Here is a 19,808-nt window from a genome sequence, read left to right as displayed (position 1 = left end):
GCGGGGTTTCGGCGCCCGTGGCTCAAAGCTTGGCCTCGATCGCCTGCCAGATTTTTTCGGCGATATTCACCCCGTCAAAGCGCTCCAGCTCCTGAATGCCGGTGGGGGAGGTCACGTTGATCTCAGTCAGATAGTCGCCGATCACATCAATGCCGACAAAGATCTGGCCCTTCTCGCGCAGCAACGGACCGATGGCGGCACAAATCTCACGATCGCGGTCGCTGAGGCTGATTTTTTCGGGCCGGCCACCCACATGCATGTTGGAGCGGGTCTCGCCCGCTGCTGGCACGCGATTGATAGCCCCGACGGGTTCGCCATCGACAAGGATCACCCGCTTGTCGCCGTTGGACACGTCGGGCAGGAATTTCTGCACAATCAGTGGCTCGCGGCTGAAGCCGGTGAACAGCTCATGCAGCGAGGTCAGGTTGCGGTCATTGGCGTCGAGCCGGAACACCCCGGCCCCGCCATTGCCATAGAGCGGCTTCAGAATGATGTCGCCGTGTTTTTCCTTGAAGGCCTTGATGGTCTCCAGATCGCGGGCGACAGTGGTCGGCGGCGTCAATTCAGGGAAGTCCAAAACCAGCAGCTTTTCCGGGTAGTTGCGGACCCAGAACGGATCATTGACCACCAGCGCCTGGCCCTTCAGGCGGTCCAGCAGATGGGTCGAGGTGATGTAATGCATGTCAAAGGGCGGGTCCTGACGCAGCCAGACCACGTCAAAGTCGCTCAGATCCACTTCGCGGCGTGGGCCGAGTTCCGCCGGGCTACCAGCAACGCGCTGGACCGTCATATCATGGCCGCGCGCGGTGATCCGCCCTTCCTGATAGGCGAGCTGGTCGGGACTGTAGAAAAACAGCTCATGCCCGCGCGCCTGCGCCTCCTCCGCGATGCGGAAGCTGCTGTCCGCGTTGATGTCAACGTCGGTGATCGGATCCATTTGGAAGGCGATTTTCATTATGTCAGTCCCTCATGACCTGGGCAAAATGACATGGGCAAAACCGCCCACATCGAATACATGGCCCAGCTTGGCGGCGGGTTCAATGGCTGAACTGATCAACCCTGACCATAAGCGTTTTCCAGCACCTCAACCCTACCGGTGCCATTGACCACAGCCACGTCCAGCCGTGACTCGGTAAGCTGGCCCGCCGGTTCCCCCGCCAGAAACTGCGCCGCACTGGCCATCATGCGTTGCATCTGCGCGGCATTGATGCGCGCCATCGCCTGATCGCGGGTGGCGCTGTGTTTGACCTCGACAAACACCACCATCGCGCCAAGCCGCAGGATGAGATCGATTTCGGCGCCGCCGCCGCGCCAACGGCGTGCCGCGATCTGATAGCCCTGCCGCTCATAGAAACGCGCCACCAACTCCTCCGCCGCCTGTCCGGCGTGATGGGATTTTGCGCCACGTAGCCCACGGGCAGAGGCGCGCTTGGGCGGGGTGTCCTGCCGCCCAGCCATGCTCAGCCTTCGTCCTTGGCCATATCAAGCGCCAGTTGGTAGATCTTCCGACGGGGCAGATTGTGCATCTCCGCCACGATGGAGGCGGCGTCTTTCACGGAATTGTCCTTCAGCGCGGCGCGCAGATCGCTGTCGAGATCGCCGTCGCTGACACTGGCACCGCGGGCGCGATCCACCAGCACCACGATTTCGCCCTTCACGGGGGCCTGATCCAGACCTTCGGCGAGGGTCAGCAGGCTGTCGCGGCGCACCTCTTCGAATTTCTTGGTGATTTCACGGCAGAGCGCGGCAGGGCGATCCCCGAGAACCGCTGCCATATCGCGCAGGGAAGCGGCAATCCGCTTCGGCGATTCGTAGAATACCAGCGTGCCGGGCACCGCTGTCAGCTCTTCCAGCCGCTTGCGGCGGGCACCGCTGGCATTGGGCAGAAAGCCTGCAAAGAAAAACGCATCCGTTGGCAGACCCGCCAATGTCAGCGCCGCCAGCGCCGCAGAGGCGCCCGGTGCAACGGTCACCAGATGCCCGGCCTCAGCGGCGGCGCGGCTGAGATCATAGCCCGGATCGGCGATAAGTGGCATACCCGCCTCGGAGGCATAGGCCACGGATTGCCCCGCCTCCAGCGCGGTCAGCAGGCGTGCGCGGGCCCCTGCACCGCTGTGATCGTGATAGGCCACAATCTGCCGCCCGTTCAGCGGAACCCCGTGGATTTCCATCAGCTTGCGCAGGGAGCGGGTGTCCTCGGCAGCGATCAGATCGGCGGAGGCCAGCACATCCAGCGCCCGCAAAGTGATGTCGCGCGCGGTGCCGATGGGCGTCGCAACAAAGTAGAGGCCGGATGGCAAATGGACGATCTTGTGATTCACGCTGGACCCGCCTTGTTGGTCGTTTATGATCCCTCAGGTACCAACACGGCGTACGCCGCCGGACAAGGGAGTTTCAAGTCCATTATGTTTGCTGTTTTTCAACACGCCCGCAAGGCGGCAATGGCCGCTGCAACCGTGGTTTCGACGCTGGCACTGGCCGCCTGTGACACCTTGCCAACCGGTGGCGGCCCGTCGATCAACACAACCAAGCCCGTGCCCGTCGCCCTGCTGGTGCCGCGCGGGTCGGCCCAGCCCGGTGATGCGCTGCTGGCCAAAAGTCTTGAGAACGCTGCCCGGATGGCGATTGCGGATCTGAACGGGGCGCAGATCGATCTGCGAATCTATGACACCGCAGGCGCGCCGCAGCAGGCTGCAACCGCCGCGACCACTGCAATCAACGATGGCGCGCGGATCATTCTGGGGCCGGTCTACGCCGAGGCCGCCAATGCTGCCGGTCTGGTTGCCGCACAGCGCAATGTCAACGTTCTGGCCTTTTCCAACAACAGCGCCATTGCCGGTGGCAATGTCTTCATTCTGGGCCCGACGTTTGACAATACAGCGCGCCGTCTGACCAGCTATGCCGCCCGTCAGGGCAAGGGCAATATGGTGGTTGTCAGCGGCAGCGATCCCGCAGGTCAGGCCGGTCGTGTGGCGATTGAGCGCGCGGCGGCAGGCAATGGTGCCAGCATCAGTGGGGCGGTCAGCTATGAGCTGTCGCAGCAGGGCGTGATCAATGCCATTCCAACAATCCGCTCAACCGTGGCCAGCAGCGGTGCGCAATCGGTGTTCCTGACCGCGAATACCGCCGGCGCCCTGCCCCTGCTGACCCAGCTGATGCCGGAGGCGGGCGTGGATCCTGCCGCGACACAGTATATCGGCCTCACGCGCTGGGACATCCCGGCACAGACGCTGGCCCTGCCGGGTGTGCAGGGCGGCTGGTTCGCAATGCCCGACACCAACCGGTCGCAGCAATTCCGCAGCCGCTATCAGGCCAACTATGGCGCCGCGCCGCACCCCATTGGTGGGCTTGCCTATGACGGGATCGCCGCGATTGGCGCATTGGTGAGTGCAGGAAAATCCGACGCGCTGACCGGCGCGGCCCTGACCCGTGGCAATGGATTCCAGGGCACTGGCGGCATTTTCCGCCTGCGCCCGGATGGTACCAATGAACGCGGCCTTGCGGTTGCGACAATCCAAGAACAGAAGGTTGTGGTTATTGACCCAGCTCCCAGCAGCTTCGCCGGTGCCGGATTCTGATCCAGCGCTGCCGGACACCGTCCATCTCCCACCTTTGCTGGGGCCGCTGATCTGCGACCCCGGCAAAATTTTTGACGCCGTTGCCGTGCGCGCTGCCATCACTGCCCTGTCGCGGGATTGCTCGGCGGCGGAGCTGCGCGCTGGCGTTGTTAAAATCCTGCGCGAGGCCAATCTCGCCGGGCGCGCCGCCATCGCGGCAGCCTTTGCCGAGGAACCCTTTGCGGCGCGGGCGCTGACGCGCTCTTACGCCTATCTCACGGATGGGCTGGTCACCGCCGCATATTTTACCGCCACCAGCCTGCTGCACCCGCTGTCGAATCCCACCCAAGGCGAACGGATCGCGGTGATTGCTGTTGGAGGCTATGGCCGGGGTGAGATGGCGCCGCAGTCCGACGTGGATCTGCTGTTTCTGACGCCTTACAAGATCACCGCCTGGGCCGAGAGTGCGATTGAATCGATGCTCTATATCCTGTGGGATCTGCGTCTGAAGGTGGGCCATTCCAGCCGCACCATCCGCGATTGCATCCGGCTGGGGGGTGAGGATTTCACCATCCGCACTGCCATGCTGGAACAGCGGTTTCTGGATGGGGACGCCGGGCTCGCCGCAGATCTGGACCGGCGCCTGACTGCGGAGCTGTTTTCCAAGGACGCCCGCGACTTTGTCGAAGCCAAACTGGCCGAACGCGACGCCCGCCATCTGAAACAGGGCGAGCGCTATGTGGTAGAACCCAACGTCAAGGAAGGCAAAGGCGGCCTGCGCGATCTGCAGTCGCTCTACTGGATCGCGAAATATCTCTATCAGGTGCAGGATGTGGCCGAACTGGTGCCCATGGGGCTGTTCAGCCCGGAAGAGCTGGACTCCTTTGCCAAGGCTGAAAACTTCCTCTGGGCGGTACGCGCCCATCTGCATCTGCTGACCAAACGCGCCACCGAGCAGCTGAATTTTGACCTTCAGGTCGAGGTCGCCGCCCGCATGGGCTATGAGGATCGCGCCGGGCGCCGGGCGGTTGAGGTCTTCATGCAGGAGTATTTCCGCCACGCCACCAAAGTCGGCGATGTGACCCGGATTTTCCTGACCAAGCTGGAGGCCACCCACCAGAAAAGCGAGCCGCTGCTGGAACGGATTTTCCGCCGTCGCCCAAGGGTGAAGCCCGGTTACGTGGTGGTCCATAACCGTCTGGATGTCGCTGATCCCGATGCCTTCTGCGCTGATAAGCTAAACCTGTTGCGGATCTTTGAAGAGGCGCTGCGCACGGGGATGCTGATCCACCCTGATGCCATGCGGCTCGTCACTGCCAGCCTCCATCTGGTGGATGACGAGATGCGCAATGACAAGGAAGCGCGGCGTATTTTCCTTGATCTGCTGCTGAAACACGGCAATCCAGAACGCGCCCTGCGTCGGATGAACGAACTGGGGGTGCTCAGCGCCTTTGTGCCGGAGTTCGAGCCGATTGTGGCGATGATGCAGTTCAATATGTACCACTCCTACACCGTGGATGAGCATACCATTCAGGTGATCGCCAACTTCGCGGCGATTGAACGGGGAGAGCTGGAAGACGAGCTGCCGCTGTCCTCGGAAATCCTGCGCAAAGGGTTGAGCCGCAAGGTGCTGTTGGTGGCGATGCTGCTGCATGACATCGGCAAGGGGCGCGAGCAGGACCATTCGATCCTTGGCGCGCAGATTGCACGGCGGGTGGCGCCCCGGCTGGGCCTCAACAAGAGCGACAGCGAAACCGTGGAATGGCTGGTGCGCTATCATTTGTTGATGTCGGATATGGCGCAGAAACGCGATATCGCCGATCCGCGCACGGTGCGTGATTTCGCCAAGGCGGTAAAGACGATCAAGCGGCTGGACCTGCTGCTGCTGCTGACGGTCTGCGACATTCGCGGCGTCGGGCCGGACACCTGGAACAACTGGAAGGCAGCGCTGCTGCGCGCGCTTTATAACCAGACCCGCGAGGCCTTGGAAAACGGCATGGAGGCGCTGAACCGCGCCCATCGCGGTACAGAAGCCAAGAAGGCCCTGCGCGCCGCCCTGCCCGGCTGGACCAAGGCGGAGCTGAAGGTGGAGACTGCGCGTCATTATGATCCCTATTGGCAGGGCCTGCATGTGACCGCGCATATTGATTTCGCCGAGATGCTGCGGGAGCTGACCGATCTGGATGATCCGGGAGGCATGATTGTCCGCCTCCATCCCGACGAAGACCGTGATGCGACACGGGCCTGTTTTTGCATGGCCGATCACCCCGGCATTTTTGCCCGCATTGCCGGCGCGCTGGCACTGGTCGGGGCCAATGTCGTTGATGCGCGGTCCTATACGACCAAGGACGGCTATGTGACCGATGCCTTCTGGATCCAGGATTCCGAAGGCCACCCCTATGAGGCGGAGCGCCTGCCGCGACTGCGCGAGATGATCCACAAGACCCTGAGGGGCGAAGTGATCACGGGTGAGGCACTGAAATCGCGCGACAAGATCAAGAAGCGCGAGCGGGCGTTTAATGTGCCGACGCATATCACCTTCGACAACGACGGATCTGAGATTTACACCATCATCGAAGTGGATACGCGCGACCGGCCGGGCCTGCTTTATGATCTGGCGCGTACGCTGGCGGGGGCGAATATCTATATCGCCAACGCGGTGATCGCGACCTATGGCGAACAGGTGGTCGATGCGTTCTACGTGAAGGATATGTTCGGGTTGAAATACTACTCCGAGGCCAAGCAGAAATCGCTGGAAGCCAAGCTGCGCAGCGCCATCGCCGAAGGGGCAAAGCGGGCCGGATCATGAAGCCGATCAAACTGCTGTCAGGCTTTCTCACCGTCGGATTCTGGACGCTGGCAAGCCGCATCCTGGGGTTTCTGCGCGAAATCCTGATCACCGCTTATATTGGCCCCGGTCCATTGATGGATGCCTTTGTGGCCGCTTTCCGACTGCCCAATATGTTCCGCCGCTTCTTTGCCGAAGGGGCGTTTAACGCGGCCTTTGTGCCGATGTTTGCCAAGCGGTTGGAAAGCGGTGACGACCCGCAGGGCTTTGCGCAGGAGGCGTTCAACCTGCTGGCCATCACGGTTCTGCTGCTGGTCGGGCTTGGCATGGTGTTCATGCCCGCACTGGTCTGGGCCACGGCGGGCGGTTTTGTTGGCGATGCGCGGTTTGATCTGGCGGTGGGCTATGGTCAGATCGTCTTTCCCTATATCCTGTTCATGTCGCTGGCGGCGCTGTTTTCTGGTGTGCTAAATGCCACCGGCCGTTTTGCGGCGGCGGCGGCGGCGCCTGTCTTGCTCAATATCTTTGCCTGCGCGGCGATGATCGCTGGGGCAACGATGGGAGGCGCGGTGATCACCTGGCTGGTCTGGACCATTCCGGTGGCCGGTGTCGCGCAGCTGGCGCTGGTCTGGATCGCCGCCGGTCGTACTGGCATTCGCCTGCGCCCCGGCCTGCCGCGCTGGACACCTCAGATGAAAAACCTCGTGCGGGTGGCACTCCCGGCAGCGCTGGCGATGGGGGTCACGCAGATCAATCTTGTGGTCGGGCAGCAGGTGGCCTCTGACATTGAAAACGCGGTGAGCTGGCTGTTTGTGGCGGACCGGCTGTATCAGCTGCCGCTCGGGGTTGTCGGGATTGCCATCGGGATTGTGTTGCTGCCGGATCTGTCGCGCCGCCTGCGGGCGGGCGATGATGCGGGGGCCCGTGATGCATTCTCCCGTGCTGGGGAGTTCTCTTTGCTGCTGACCCTGCCCTCAACCGCCGCGTTTCTGGCGGTGCCTGTGGTGCTGGTCTCCGTTCTTTATGAGCGCGGCGCAACCGGGGCGCAGGATGTGGCCGCCATTGCCTTGGCAGTTGCGATCTATGGCGCGGGCCTGCCGGCATTCGTGCTGCAAAAAGTGCTGCAACCGCTGTTTTTCGCCCGTGAGGATACGCGGTCACCGTTCCGCTACGCGCTGGTGGCGATGGTGATCAATGCGGTGCTGGCCTTTGGTCTGAAACCCTATGTCGGCTGGATCGCCCCTGCCATCGCGGCTACTGTTGCGGGCTGGGCTATGGTGGCCTGCCTGTGGCTGGGCGCCCGCCGCATGGGCGAGGTCGCGCGGTTCGACCAGCGGTTCTACGACCGGAGCCTGCGCATTCTCATCGCCTCCGCCATCATGGGCGCTGCGCTCTTTGGTATGGTGCAGCAGTTTGGCTGGCTGTTCTACCTGCCCAGCTGGCGCTACCTCGCGCTGTTGGGGCTGATCGTGCTGGGCGCAGCCATCTATTTCGGCGTTGGCCAGATCATCGGCGCGGTGCGCCTGGGAGATCTGAGACGTGCTGTGCGGCGAGGTGGTGGCACGGAGTGATGGGTTCGAATGGCGAGACTGAGTGTAGAGCACGTGTAAAGGGTGCGCACTCTGGTCTTTAACAATCAGATAAGAACCATTGCTTTGCAAGCAGGTGCTGCATGACCGGTTTAAGCTCCTTCCCGATGTTGACTAATACTGTCCCTCTGCAAGATTTTTCAATATTGCGACGTTATTGAAATGATTTTGAGGTTACTAAATATGAGACGATCTCTAGGCTGGGCTATAAAACTAGCAGGCGTTTACCTGCTGTTTTTGGTCGCATATTTCGCTTTCGCCTTGGGCTCGATGAAGAACGACACATTAGCCCGTTACGAACAGAGGATTAATCCGTCGACGTTCATATTTTGGCAGGGTGAAGAACTATATTCAAATCCCCCCCTGTTCTCGAGTTTGATGTCAGATACCAAAGGCCAGCTCTCCTCACGCAAGCCAACCAGCCTGGCGGATGTTGATATTTGGGTGCTGCTTCTTGATGGATTCGACGACATCAAGAATGTGGAGTTTGCATCGCAACTAGGGCTTGATGTCGGGAAAATATCACGTTCTCAACCCGGAAGTTCGACTTTCCTAAAAAGCGCAGGCTTGAGATTTCGACTTCATCCCATACCGCTCATAGTGAACCGTAACTCCGTTCTGGTCCTTGACGCGAAGTACCTCTACGAGAACTATAGGCATGAGTGTTTAGATGAAATGATCTATGGCGCGATGATAGGCCAACGGGATCAAGCGCTCTGGAAACGCTGTAGAACTACCTGAAGGTGGGAAGTTCAGCACAACTCCCATTGCGACCGACATCCCCCCTACTCCCGGCGGATGCGGTTGCGGATGCGGGCCCAGCCGCCCGGGGCGAGGAAGAAGGACAGGCCAAAGCCGGTGGCAAAGCCGCAAAGGTCAGCGACCCAGTCAAGCGTGCCGCCGAACAACAGGCCAAACAGCAGCTGGATCCCCATCAGAAAGGCAATCAGCGTGAAGGCACGGCTTTGCTGGGCCCCGACCAGCGACAATTGCCGCCACAGAATATAGGTGAAGGCCCCGATCAGCCCGTAGACGGCGGGAAAGCCACCGATCAGCGGCACCGATGACTGGGTCAGCAGCGCATAGCCCACAGCACCGCCAACGCCGGAGACCAGAAAGACCAGCACCATGGCCAGATCGCCAAAGATCTCGCCCACCATCTTGCCCATGGCGAGGACGAAGACGCAGACGAACAGCGTCTGGGTGAAGGCGACATGCACAAAGGGATAGGAGACAAAGCGGATCAGATGCTCCGTCGGCCATTGCCCCGTGTCCCACATCCACCAAAGCACCTCCGAGGAGAAAGCATAGGTCTGGATCGCCTCCAGCCGCCAGCCCACCGCCTCAGGCCCGCCAAAGATCCCGCGCGCGCCAAGCGAAAACCCGGCTTCGATCGCCATGATGATCAGCACAAGCGCCACCACAACCGGCGGCAGCGGATTCACCGGAGACGGTTCTTTTTGGTAGTCCATTGTGATCTTGCTCCTGCTTGCCTGCTCTGCCGCCCTGCCCCGCAGCCCGGTTGATCCGCGCGCGGTTGACGATGGTTCCCGCCATGGTTAAGCCAGCGAGGATCCTAATTCCAGACGGGAGTTTCTTGATGACCGAGACCATATTCACGCCACGCGTGTTTTCCGGCATCCAGCCATCGGGCAATCTGCACCTTGGCAACTATCTTGGCGCGCTGAAGCGGTTCGTGGACTGGCAGGCCAAGGACGTAGAGAGCATCTATTGCATGGTGGACATGCACGCGATCACCGTCTGGCAGGATCCGGCGGATCTGAAGAAATCCACCCGCGAGCTTTGCGCAGGCTTCATTGCCGCTGGGCTTGATCCTGAACAGTCGATCCTGATCAACCAGAGCCAGGTCCCCGAACACGCGCAGCTGGCGTGGATCTTCAACTGCGTGGCCCGCATGGGCTGGATGCAGCGGATGACCCAGTGGAAGGACAAGGCCGGTAAGAACGCGCAGAACGCCTCGCTTGGTCTGTTTGCTTATCCGGCGCTGATGGCGGCAGACATTCTGGTCTACCACGCCACCCATGTGCCTGTGGGCGAAGATCAGAAGCAACATCTGGAACTGACCCGCGACATTGCGGCCAAGTTCAATCACGACTACGGGGTCGACTTCTTTCCGCTGACCGAACCGGTGATTGAGGGCGCGGCCACACGCGTGATGTCGCTGCGGGACGGATCGAAGAAGATGTCGAAATCGGATGCATCTGATGCCAGCCGCATCAATCTGACCGATGATGCCGACACCATCGCCAAGAAGATCCGCAAGGCCAAGACTGACCCTGACGCCCTGCCCTCCGAGGTTGAGGGGCTGGACGGGCGGCCTGAGGCGCGCAATCTGGTCAACATCTACGCCGCCATGGCCGAGCAATCGGTCGAACAGGTGCTGGCGGATGTGGGTGGCAAGGCGTTTTCGGAGTTCAAACCGATGCTGGCCGACTTGTCGGTTGCAAAAATGAGCCCGATCACCACCGAAATGGCCCGGCTGATGCAGCATCAGGACGAGATCGACAAGATTCTTGCACGCGGATCAGAGCGTGCCCGAGAGATCACAGCCCCCATCCTTCGCAAAACTTATGACATTGTGGGCATGGTGGCGCCGGTCACTCTGTGATATCAGGCCTTACGATCCCGCACCCTGCGGGGAGATAGATACTGGAGAATTCGGATGGCCAATGGCACCGTGAAATGGTTCAACGCAACAAAAGGCTACGGCTTTATCGAGCCTGAGTCTGGCGGCAAGGACGTGTTTGTACACATCTCTGCGGTTGAACGCTCGGGCCTTAATGGTTTGAACGACAACCAAAAAGTTTCCTACGAGCTGGAAACTGGTCGTGACGGCAAGCAGTCCGCAGGTTCGCTGGAACTGCTGTAAGGATCGCGGCGCGGAGTTTCCGCGCCCATCCATCTAAAGACATTCTGACCACGGAAATCTGTGGATAGAATCACCCTAAGGCCGCCCGTTTCAGGCGGCCTTTTGCATGTCTGGGGTAGATTATTTTGCCGGCGCTGGAGAGCGCCACCACCGGACTGACCCGGTCAGCCAGCTACAGCGATCGGATACCGTTCATGGTCAGATCCGCCACCATCTGCGCGTAATCTTCACGCGCCTCAGATCCGGCGCCGGAATTCCACATGTAATACCAGTTCAGCATACCGAAGACCGACATCGTGGCGGCGCGCAGCTTCGCCGGATCCTTGGCGATGCCGTCGGCCGCGACCCCGGCAAGCGCGTCACTGACCAGGTGCACCAGTTCACGCTGATAGGCGCGCAGCAGCTTCTGCTGCTCTTCCGGCAGGGCTCCCATGGCGCTGATCTGCACCTGATGCTCGTGGTCGGCCCCCTGATAGGCCAGCAGGATTTCCGAGACGATGCGGCGCAGCCGCTGATCAGGGGAAAGCGCGCTGACGTCCACACCGCAGACCCGATCGCGCAGATCGCTCAGATAGGTATCAAGGACGCCGAACAATACGGCATCCTTGCTGTCGTAATAGTGGTAGATATTGGCCTTGGAGATCCCGCATTCCCGCGCCAGCTGGGTCATCGACGCGCGGTCAAATCCCTGCTCGGCAAAGACTTTGGCCGCAGATTTCAGGATCTGGGCGCGTTTCTCGTCGTGGTCTTTTGCAATGGTGCGGGCCAAGCCGTGTTACTCCTTGCTGCGGTTGTCGACAACGCGCTTGGCCTTGCCCTGGCTGCGCTCCACCGATCCCGGCTCGCCGACGATGATTTCGGTCGAGACGCCAACCATATCTTTGATCCGCTTGGTCAGCATGCGCGCCGCTGCGGTCTTGCTCAGCTCATCTGTGGCGTCCGGAGTCGCCTCCACAAACACCCGCATCGCATCCATGCGGCCCGATTTGTAGAGTTCGATCTGGTAATACGGCGCCAGGCCACCGGTCGCCAGCAGCTGCTCCTCGACCTGGCTGGGGAAGACGTTGACGCCGCGCAGGATGATCATGTCATCGCTGCGGCCGGTGATCTTCTCCATCCGCCGCATGGAACGCGCGGTACCCGGCAGCAGTCGGGTCAGGTCGCGGGTGCGGTAACGCACCATTGGCAGGCCTTCTTTGGTGAGGGTGGTAAAGACCAGCTCGCCCAGCTCTCCATCCGGCAGCACCTCGCCGGTCTGCGGGTCGATGATTTCGGGCAGGAAGTGGTCCTCCCAGATCACCGGGCCGTCTTTGGTCTCAACACATTCATTGGCGACACCCGGCCCCATGATCTCGGACAGGCCGTAGATATCAACCGCGTGCATATCGAAGGCCTCTTCAACCTCGCGACGCATCGCATCGGTCCAGGGTTCAGCGCCAAAGATGCCCACCTTCAGCGAGCAGTCGCGCGGGTCCATGCCGACCTTGTGGTACTGCTCCAGAATGTTGAGCATGTAGGAGGGCGTCACCATGATGCCGTCGGGTTTGAAATCAGTGATCAGGCCCACCTGCTTCTCGGTTTGGCCACCCGACATCGGAACGACAGTGGCGCCCAGCCGTTCGATCCCGTAATGCGCGCCAAGACCGCCGGTGAACAACCCGTAGCCATAGGCGTTATGCACCATATCGCCCTTGCGCAGGCCGGAGGCGCGCAGGCTGCGTGCCACCAGATCGGCCCAATTGCTGATGTCATTGGCGGTGTAACCCACCACGGTCGGCTTGCCTGTGGTGCCGGAGGACGCATGCAGGCGCATGATCTCACTGCGTGGCACAGCAAACAGGCCAAAGGGGTAATTGTCCCGCAGGTCATTTTTATAGGTAAATGGGAACTTCGACAGATCGGAGAGCTGTTGCAGGTCATCGGGATGCACCCCCGCCTCGTTAAAGCGCTGCGTGTACATCGGCACATTGTCATAGGCATGGCGCAACGACCATTTCAGCCGATCCAGCTGCAGGGTGCGGATTTCGTCGATGGAGGCAATCTCAATCGGATCGAGATCCGCCTTGTTTGGGGTCAGGTCTTTCATGGCGTCCTCCACAGCTCGTCTTTGCAAAACAGCTTATTCATCAAACAACTGGCCCTTTATCGCGCGGGAGAAGCCCCGGAATTCAGCAATCTGTTGGCCGTTCTGATTGCTGACTGTCACGTCGTAAATACCGCTGCGCCCGGTCAGGGAGACCTCATGCGCCTTGGCAATCAGCCGGTCGCCCAGCCGTCCCGGCGCGGTGAAGCTGACCACATTGTGCTGCGCCACCGTTGATTGATTGCGGCTGTTGCAGGCAAAGGCAAAGGCACTGTCGGCGAGCATGAACGTCACCCCGCCATGGCAGATGCCATGGCCGTTGCAGTGGTGCTGGGCCACGGTCAGCTCCAGAGTGGCCTCGCCCTCGTCCACATGGGTGATCTCCATGCCCGCCCACTTGGAGGCATGGTCGTCCGCCCACATGGCAGCGGCGGATTTTTCTGCGCGGTCTTTTGGCGTCATCGACTGTGTCATGGTCACTTGCCCTTGAAAGCAGGCGCGCGTTTTTCAAGGAAGCTGGCAACGCCCTCGGCGTAATCCGCGCTTTCGCCGCAGGTCTTCATGGCGTTAGCTTCGATCTCCAGTTGATCAGACAGCGTGTTGACGGCGGCGGCCTGTATCGTCTGTTTGGTCAGCCCCAGACCCAGCGTCGGGCCGTTAGCGAATTTCTCCGCCATGGCGCGGGCCTCGGTCATCAAATCGGCATCCGGCAGCGCCTTCCAGATCAGACCCCAGTCTTCGGCTGTCTTGGCAGGCAGAGGTTCGGCGGTCAGTGCCAGCCCCTTGGCGCGGGCCTCGCCCAGCAGCCGCGGCAGATGCCAGCTGCCGCCGGTGTCCGGGATCAGGCCGACCTTGGAAAACGACTGGATGAACTTGGCGCTCTCCCCTGCGAGGACCACATCGCAAGCCAGCGCCAGATTGGCCCCTGCCCCGGCGGCGACGCCGTTCACGGCACAAATGACCGGAAAGTTGAGCGAGCGAATAAGGTTCACCAGCGGCGCATAGAAGGTGCGGACGGTGTGGCCCAGATCAGGCGGTCCGTCCATCTTGCGCGGATCGCGGTCGCCCAGATCCTGCCCGGCGCAAAAGCCGCGTCCGGCCCCGGTCAGCAGCACCGCACGGGCACCGCCATCACGGGCCGCCTCAAGGGCTGCGCGCAGGGCGTGGTGCATCTCCTCGGTGAAACTGTTCAACCGGTCCGGACGGTTCAGGGTGATTTCCACCCATGTCCCGTGGTCCTCCACCAACAGCGTTTCAGACATTGCCGCGCCTCCCCTCGTGCAGTTGTTGACAAAGACCTTGCATAAACCGACCGGTTGGTCAATATATTTGCGACTTCTCATATTCAGACCGTGCAGCCCCCGGTCCAGACGCAAAGGAACCCGCCCATGAGCCTTCTTGATGTTTCCAGTTTTGCCGCTGGCCAGTGGATTGAACCGGGTGCAGGCGCGCGCAACATTGCCAGTGCAATCACAGGTGCGCCGCTTGCGCAGGCGGGCAATGACGCGCTGGATGTGCAGGGGATGCTGGATTATGCCCGCACGGTGGGCGGCCCCTCTTTGCGCAAACTGACCTTCCATGACCGCGCCCGGATGCTGAAGGCGCTGGCGGGGCATCTGAACCAGCACAAACAAGCGCTCTATGATCTGTCATTCGATACTGGCGCCACGCAGGCCGACCATATGATCGATATCGACGGCGGCATCGGCACCATGTTCGTTTTCGCCTCCAAGGGCCGGCGCGAGATGCCGGATGCCCATGTCTATCTGGACGGTGATGTTGAGCAGCTGTCGCGCAATGGTACCTTCCTTGGCCAGCATATCTGCACGCCATTGCAAGGGGTTGCGGTGCATATCAACGCCTTCAACTTCCCGGTCTGGGGGATGTTGGAAAAACTGGCTCCGACCCTGCTTGCCGGTGTTCCGGCCATTGTGAAACCAGCCACCGCCACCTGCTATGTCACCGAACTGGCGGTGCGGTTGATGCTGGAGTCCGGCATTCTACCCGAGGGCGCGCTGCAGCTGGTGTCCGGTGGCCTTGGCGACATGCTCGACCATCTTGGCATGCAGGATGTGGTCAGTTTCACCGGCTCCGCCGATACCGCGCTGAAGCTGCGTGCCAACCCGGTGATCCTGAAAAACTCCGTGCGGTTTGTGGCCGAACAGGACAGCCTCAACGCGTCTATTCTTGGCCCCGACGCGCAGCCGGGAACGCCAGAATTTGATTTATTCGTCAAGGAGGTCTGCCGCGAGATGACCACCAAGGCGGGTCAGAAATGTACCGCAATCCGCCGGATCATCGCGCCGGAGGCCCAGGTGGAGGCGGTGATCGACGCCCTGTCAGCGCGGCTGGCAAAGACGCAAATCGGCGATCCGCGTCTTGAGGGAACCCGCATGGGGGCGCTGGTTTCCAGCGGCCAGAAGCGCGACGTGCTGGAAAAGGCCGCGATCATCGGCCAGGAGGCGACCCGCGTTTATGGCGATCCTGACGGATTTGAGGTTGTGGGCGTCGATGCTGAGAAAGGCGCCTTTGTGCCGCCGATGCTGTTCCACTGCGCTGATCCGGACACGGCACAGCGCGTCCATGACACCGAAGCCTTCGGCCCGGTCTCAACCATCATGGGCTACCGCGATCTGGGCCACGCCATCACACTGGCCAATCGCGGCGAAGGGTCACTGGTGGCCTCCGTCATCACCCATGATACAGAGGTGGCCCGCGAGGTCGCGCTGGGGGCGGGCGCCTATCACGGGCGGCTTTACTTCAACAACCGCGACTCGATGAAGGAATCGACGGGCCATGGCTCCCCCCTGCCCCATATGGTGCATGGCGGGCCAGGTCGTGCTGGCGGCGGCGAGGAACTGGGCGGCGTGCGCGGTGTCAAACATTACATGCAGCGCACCGCCATTCAGGGCTCCCCCGACATCTTGTCAGCGATTGGCGAACAATGGGTGCCGGGTGGCACAGAGATCGCCGCCAAGGTGCATCCCTTTACCCGCAAATTCGGTGATCTGCAGTTGGGAGAAACCCTGCACAGCGCTGCGCGCCAGATCACGCTGGAGGACATCGAGACCTTTGCCCATTTCACCGGCGATACCTTCTATGCCCATATGGATGACGAAGCTGCCGCGCGGAACCCGTTCTTCCCCGGTCGTGTGGCCCATGGATATCTGTTGATCAGTTTTGCCGCCGGGCTGTTTGTACAACCAGATGAGGGGCCAGTGCTGGCAAATACCGGGCTCGACAATCTGCGGTTCATGAAGCCTGTTTCCGCGGACGACAGCATCAAGGTGCGCCTGACCGTCAAGAAGAAGACCCCTCGTAACGAGGAATACGGCGAGGTGCGCTGGCATGTCACCCTGACCAATCAGGATGATGAAATTGCCGCCGAATATGACCTGCTGACCATGAACGCGTTCTGATCGGCCCCTGTCATCAGACGGTCGTCCGGTCTGGCCTATCCGGGCCGGGCGACTTATCTATTATATATGACCGACGCACAGATCTCTTGGTTCGACACCACCGTAGCTGCCCTGAGCGATCCGCAGAACCAGCGGGTCTGGTCGATTATCGTCTCGCTTTTTGGCGATCTGGCGCAGCGGGACGGAGACCAGATTGGCGGCAGCGCCCTCACCCGGATCATCACCCCGATGGGGATCAAGCCTGAGGCAATCCGCGTTGCCTTGCATCGGCTGCGCAAGGACGGCTGGATCGACAGCACGCGCTCAGGCCGCGCGTCGGTGCATTTCCTGACCCCGATGGGCCGCAGCCAGTCCGCTGCTGTCACCCCGCGCATCTATGCTCCGGCGACACCCACCCCCGATGACTGGCATCTGCTGATTGCACAGGACGGGCAAGGCGGCGCGCTGGATGGGCTGTTGCAGCAGCCAAATTACGTCGCGGTCAACCGCTCTACCGTGCTCGGCCATGGCCCCCTGCCACGGGAGAGGGACCGATTTCTGGTGGTTGATCAACCGGATCTGGCCGTGCCAGACTGGCTGCGCCAGCGGCTGTTTCCAGAAGATCTGAAACTGGCCTGTGCCCGGCTCGACAGCACCTTATGCGGCGTCAAACCGCCGGAGCTTGATGCGGATGCAAATGCCCTTGACCCGGCACAGATCGCCACGCTGCGCACCCTGATCGTGCATCGCTGGCGCCGTGTGGTATTGCGGCATCCGGATTTGCCGCCCCGCTTTCATCCCAAGGACTGGGCCGGAGAACACTGCCGCCAGCGTGTCGCATCGCTGTTGCAGCACCTGCCGCGCCCCCGGCTCAACCCAATTGGTGAGCTGATCGCGGCCGACGCCCCCTGAAAGGCAGCCCCCACTTGCGCCCGACGGTGCAGCGGTGATGATTTTTCTTTACAAACCCTGGCGAGAAATCTACCCAAAGTCGCAGATGGTTCCCACGGCCCCAAAGCGGTCACGGGATGAAAAGGGAACGTGGTGTGGTGTAGCCAAAAGGCGCCAAATCCACGACTGCCCCCGCAACTGTGAGCGGTGAGCGACCTCGATAGACCACTGGCCTTTGGCCGGGAAGGCCGAGGCCCGCAGCAACCCGCAAGTCAGGAGACCTGCCATCCACAGGAAACCTATTGAACCGGACGGGGTGTTCCGGCGGGCAGGGTGATGCGGCACGACGCTTTGGCGTGGCTGGTCCCCTTCCCCCTTTGTCCCCTGACCGGATTGCGCGGAGGGCGCTATGGACGGGACAGCACGGCACCGCATTCTGGTGTGTACATCCTGCAAAGGGACAGACCCCGGCACCCGTCCGGGGCCGCAATTGATTGACGCTTTGCGCAGCGAGCTTGACCGGCGCGGCGATACCGTGGTGGAGGTGGCGGGCGTGGCCTGTATGGCCGGATGCAGCCATCCCTGCACTGTCGGATTTCAGGCCGAGGGCAAGGCCAGCTATGTGTTTGGCGATCTTAACCTTCAGGACGATCTGGCGGACATTCTGCATTTTGCCGATCTCTACAAGGTGCTCGCGGACGGATGGTGCAGTTCGGTTGATCGCCCCGGAAAACTGCGCCGCTCCACTCTGTCGCGCATCCCGGCCCTGTTCCCCGCCGCCCCGACAAAAGCCGACATGGCAAAAACAACCGCGCCGATGGAGCCTGCCGAATGACCGCAGCCGCGCTCACTGTGACAGACGTCAGCTGGGGGCCGGGCCGTACGGCACCGCTGATCCTGCATCCGGTCAGCTTTCATCTGGATGCGGGCCGTGTGCTGGGTGTGGTTGGCCCCAATGGTGCCGGAAAATCCAGCCTGCTGCGGGTGATCTACCGCTTCAACCAGCCGCGCAGCGGCAAGGTTGCGGTTGGGGACAGTGATATCTGGGCCTTGCCCCCGAAAGCTGCCGCGCAGCGCGTTGCTGCCGTGCTGCAGGAACAACCCACCGATTTTGCCCTGACTGTGGCGGAGATCGTTGCCCTGGGACGGGCGCCCTATCGCTCCGGGTTTGCAACGCCGGGCGCACGCGATGCGGCGATCATTGAGGGGATGCTGGACCGTCTCGACCTTTACAGCATGGCTGACCGGGCCTTTGGCACCCTCTCGGGTGGCGAACGTCAGCGGGTCATGGTGGCGCGGGCACTGGCGCAGGAACCCGCACTTCTGGTGCTGGACGAGCCGACCAACCATCTGGATATCCGCCATCAGCTGGATGTGCTGGACCTGATCCGGGATCTGGATGTGACCATTGTCACCAGCCTACATGATCTGAACATCGCAGCCGGTGCCTGTGACGAAATTCTGTTGATGTCCGAGGGCCGCCAGCTGGCCTTTGGTGCGCCGCAGGACGTGCTGAGCGAGGACACCGTTAGCCGGGTCTTCAACGTCGCTGCCAGACGCGAAACCCTGACCCCCTCCGGGCAGGATCACCTGACCTTTCACCTCCCTGTTTCATAAGGATACCCCTGACTATGACTGCCCGTTTTCCCACAGTGACGCAGCTGCTCGCCGCCGGTGTTATGGCCGTCTCCCTCGCCCCGATGGCGCAGGCAGAGACCACGGTAGAGAGCTGCAACCGCAGCGTGACATTTGATGCCCCGCCGCAGCGTGCCATCTCCAATGACGTTAACCTGACCGAGATGATGCTGGCGCTGGGGTTGGCCGACCGGATGGTGGGCTACACCGGGATTTCCGGCTGGAAGACATTGGATCCGGTGATGCGCGCAGGCGTTGCGGAATTGCCGGAGCTGTCGGCGAAATACCCCTCAAAGGAGGTGCTGATCGGCGCCGATGCGGATTTCTTCTTTGCCGGCTGGAACTACGGCATGAAGGTGGGCGGAGAAGTCACGCCCGAGACCCTCGCGCCCTTTGACATCAAGGTCTATGAACTGACCGAAAGCTGCATCCACATCGGCGAGAAGGCCAAGGTCAGCATGGATGACATGTATAATGACCTGCTGAACCTCGGCCGCATCTTTGCCGTTGAAGACACCGCCGAGGCATTGGTTGCGGGGTACAAGGACGAGTTGGCAGCCTTTGCCAAGGATCGTGCCGAGGCCAGCGACCCGCTGCGCGTCTTTGTCTATGACAGCGGCGAGGACACGCCGTTCACCGCAGGCAAATACGCCATGCCCACCGCGCTGATCGAGGCGGCCGGCGGCAGCAACATCATGGATGATCTGGAGAAAAGCTGGGCCACCGTGACTTGGGAGGCCGTGGTGGAGCGCAATCCCGAGGTGATCGTCATCGTGAACTACGGGTCGGTCACGGCTGAAGAGAAGCGTGCCTTCATGCGGAGCAACCCGGCCTTTGCAGAGATCGACGCGGTGAAGAACGACCGTTTTGTGACCCTTGAGTACGTCGAAGCCACGCCCGGCCCGCGCAACATCCGCGCGATCAAGACGTTGGCGACCAGCTTTGACGCGGCGCGCACGGATGCGGTAAGCAACTGA

The 19,808-nt window shown here is 61.4% G+C and carries 19 protein-coding genes and 1 riboswitch; of the genes, 11 read left to right on the top strand and 8 right to left on the bottom strand.

Going from position 1 to position 19,808, the window contains the following annotated elements; all coding sequences use genetic code 11:
- Positions 1–22 precede the first annotated feature (22 nt).
- The 3 genes from gshB to rsmI form a co-directional block, all read right to left on the bottom strand.
- Complete coding sequence (gene gshB, locus OO25_RS08650) at positions 23–955, bottom strand: glutathione synthase (RefSeq protein ID WP_040173373.1); 933 nt, start codon at positions 953–955, stop codon at positions 23–25.
- 98 nt (positions 956–1,053) lie between these two features.
- Positions 1,054–1,458, bottom strand: a complete 405-nt coding sequence (locus tag OO25_RS08645) for a YraN family protein (protein ID WP_040179670.1) — start codon at positions 1,456–1,458, stop codon at positions 1,054–1,056.
- A gap of 2 nt (positions 1,459–1,460) precedes the next feature.
- Positions 1,461–2,321 carry a 16S rRNA (cytidine(1402)-2'-O)-methyltransferase gene (gene rsmI / locus OO25_RS08640; RefSeq protein WP_040179668.1) on the bottom strand — a complete coding sequence of 287 codons (861 nt, stop codon included), beginning with the start codon at positions 2,319–2,321 and terminating at the stop codon, positions 1,461–1,463.
- An 84-nt stretch (positions 2,322–2,405) separates the two neighbouring features.
- Here rsmI and OO25_RS08635 point away from each other — a divergent pair, with 84 nt between their 5' ends.
- The 4 genes from OO25_RS08635 (at position 2,406) to OO25_RS08620 (ending at position 8,675) form a co-directional block, all read left to right on the top strand.
- Complete coding sequence (locus tag OO25_RS08635) at positions 2,406–3,578, top strand: penicillin-binding protein activator (RefSeq protein WP_040179667.1); 1,173 nt, start codon at positions 2,406–2,408, stop codon at positions 3,576–3,578.
- On the top strand, positions 3,538–6,366 hold the full coding sequence (locus tag OO25_RS08630) for a [protein-PII] uridylyltransferase (protein WP_175304811.1): 2,829 nt from the start codon (positions 3,538–3,540) through the stop codon (positions 6,364–6,366). The genes OO25_RS08635 and OO25_RS08630 overlap by 41 nt, the downstream gene beginning before the upstream one ends.
- Entirely contained in the window at positions 6,363–7,916 is a 1,554-nt protein-coding gene (gene murJ, locus OO25_RS08625; protein WP_040179663.1) for a murein biosynthesis integral membrane protein MurJ, read from the top strand. Before OO25_RS08630 ends, murJ begins: the two co-directional genes overlap by 4 nt.
- 201 nt (positions 7,917–8,117) lie before the next feature.
- Positions 8,118–8,675, top strand: coding sequence for a hypothetical protein (locus OO25_RS08620; RefSeq protein WP_139044763.1), 558 nt, complete (start codon positions 8,118–8,120; stop codon positions 8,673–8,675).
- A gap of 44 nt (positions 8,676–8,719) precedes the next feature.
- On the opposite strand, the gene OO25_RS08615 is transcribed toward OO25_RS08620, so the two are convergent.
- Positions 8,720–9,406, bottom strand: coding sequence for a rhomboid family intramembrane serine protease (locus tag OO25_RS08615; protein WP_040175384.1), 687 nt, complete (start codon positions 9,404–9,406; stop codon positions 8,720–8,722).
- A gap of 128 nt (positions 9,407–9,534) precedes the next feature.
- Here OO25_RS08615 and trpS point away from each other — a divergent pair, with 128 nt between their 5' ends.
- A complete protein-coding gene (gene trpS / locus OO25_RS08610) occupies positions 9,535–10,563 on the top strand; it encodes a tryptophan--tRNA ligase (RefSeq protein ID WP_040179659.1) in 1,029 nt (342 codons plus the stop codon).
- A 54-nt stretch (positions 10,564–10,617) separates the two neighbouring features.
- Positions 10,618–10,824, top strand: coding sequence for a cold-shock protein (locus OO25_RS08605; RefSeq protein ID WP_014875579.1), 207 nt, complete (start codon positions 10,618–10,620; stop codon positions 10,822–10,824).
- A gap of 172 nt (positions 10,825–10,996) precedes the next feature.
- Here the strand turns inward: OO25_RS08605 and OO25_RS08600 are convergent, their stop codons facing one another.
- From OO25_RS08600 to paaG, 4 genes are read right to left on the bottom strand one after another with little or no spacing between them, the layout of a single operon-like run.
- A complete protein-coding gene (locus OO25_RS08600; RefSeq protein WP_040179658.1) occupies positions 10,997–11,593 on the bottom strand; it encodes a TetR/AcrR family transcriptional regulator in 597 nt (198 codons plus the stop codon).
- A gap of 6 nt (positions 11,594–11,599) precedes the next feature.
- The gene (gene paaK / locus OO25_RS08595) at positions 11,600–12,910 is read right to left on the bottom strand and encodes a phenylacetate--CoA ligase PaaK (protein ID WP_040179656.1); all 1,311 of its coding nucleotides are present in this window, start codon (positions 12,908–12,910) and stop codon (positions 11,600–11,602) included.
- Between the two features lie 33 nt (positions 12,911–12,943).
- Positions 12,944–13,369: a hydroxyphenylacetyl-CoA thioesterase PaaI gene (gene paaI / locus OO25_RS08590; protein WP_040175627.1), complete on the bottom strand. Its 426-nt coding sequence runs from the start codon at positions 13,367–13,369 to the stop codon at positions 12,944–12,946.
- Positions 13,370–13,383: 14 nt separating this feature from the next.
- Positions 13,384–14,169, bottom strand: a complete 786-nt coding sequence (gene paaG, locus OO25_RS08585; RefSeq protein WP_040179655.1) for a 2-(1,2-epoxy-1,2-dihydrophenyl)acetyl-CoA isomerase PaaG — start codon at positions 14,167–14,169, stop codon at positions 13,384–13,386.
- A gap of 126 nt (positions 14,170–14,295) precedes the next feature.
- Here paaG and paaZ point away from each other — a divergent pair, with 126 nt between their 5' ends.
- The 5 genes from paaZ (at position 14,296) to OO25_RS08560 (ending at position 19,808) form a co-directional block, all read left to right on the top strand.
- Positions 14,296–16,326, top strand: coding sequence for a phenylacetic acid degradation bifunctional protein PaaZ (paaZ, locus tag OO25_RS08580; RefSeq protein WP_040179654.1), 2,031 nt, complete (start codon positions 14,296–14,298; stop codon positions 16,324–16,326).
- Between the two features lie 66 nt (positions 16,327–16,392).
- The gene (locus OO25_RS08575) at positions 16,393–17,217 is read left to right on the top strand and encodes a PaaX family transcriptional regulator C-terminal domain-containing protein (RefSeq protein WP_040179652.1); all 825 of its coding nucleotides are present in this window, start codon (positions 16,393–16,395) and stop codon (positions 17,215–17,217) included.
- 69 nt (positions 17,218–17,286) lie between these two features.
- A riboswitch (cobalamin riboswitch) is annotated at positions 17,287–17,500 on the top strand.
- A gap of 105 nt (positions 17,501–17,605) precedes the next feature.
- The gene (locus tag OO25_RS08570) at positions 17,606–18,031 is read left to right on the top strand and encodes a DUF1636 domain-containing protein (RefSeq protein ID WP_040175393.1); all 426 of its coding nucleotides are present in this window, start codon (positions 17,606–17,608) and stop codon (positions 18,029–18,031) included.
- A complete protein-coding gene (locus OO25_RS08565) occupies positions 18,028–18,813 on the top strand; it encodes an ABC transporter ATP-binding protein (RefSeq protein WP_040179651.1) in 786 nt (261 codons plus the stop codon). The genes OO25_RS08570 and OO25_RS08565 overlap by 4 nt, the downstream gene beginning before the upstream one ends.
- Before the next feature lie 14 nt (positions 18,814–18,827).
- Entirely contained in the window at positions 18,828–19,808 is a 981-nt protein-coding gene (locus tag OO25_RS08560; protein ID WP_040179649.1) for an ABC transporter substrate-binding protein, read from the top strand.

The organism is Phaeobacter sp. S60, from assembly GCF_000826845.1.
Classification (GTDB): Bacteria; Pseudomonadota; Alphaproteobacteria; order Rhodobacterales; family Rhodobacteraceae; genus Phaeobacter; species Phaeobacter piscinae.
This window is presented reverse-complemented; position numbering and strand designations above follow the sequence as displayed.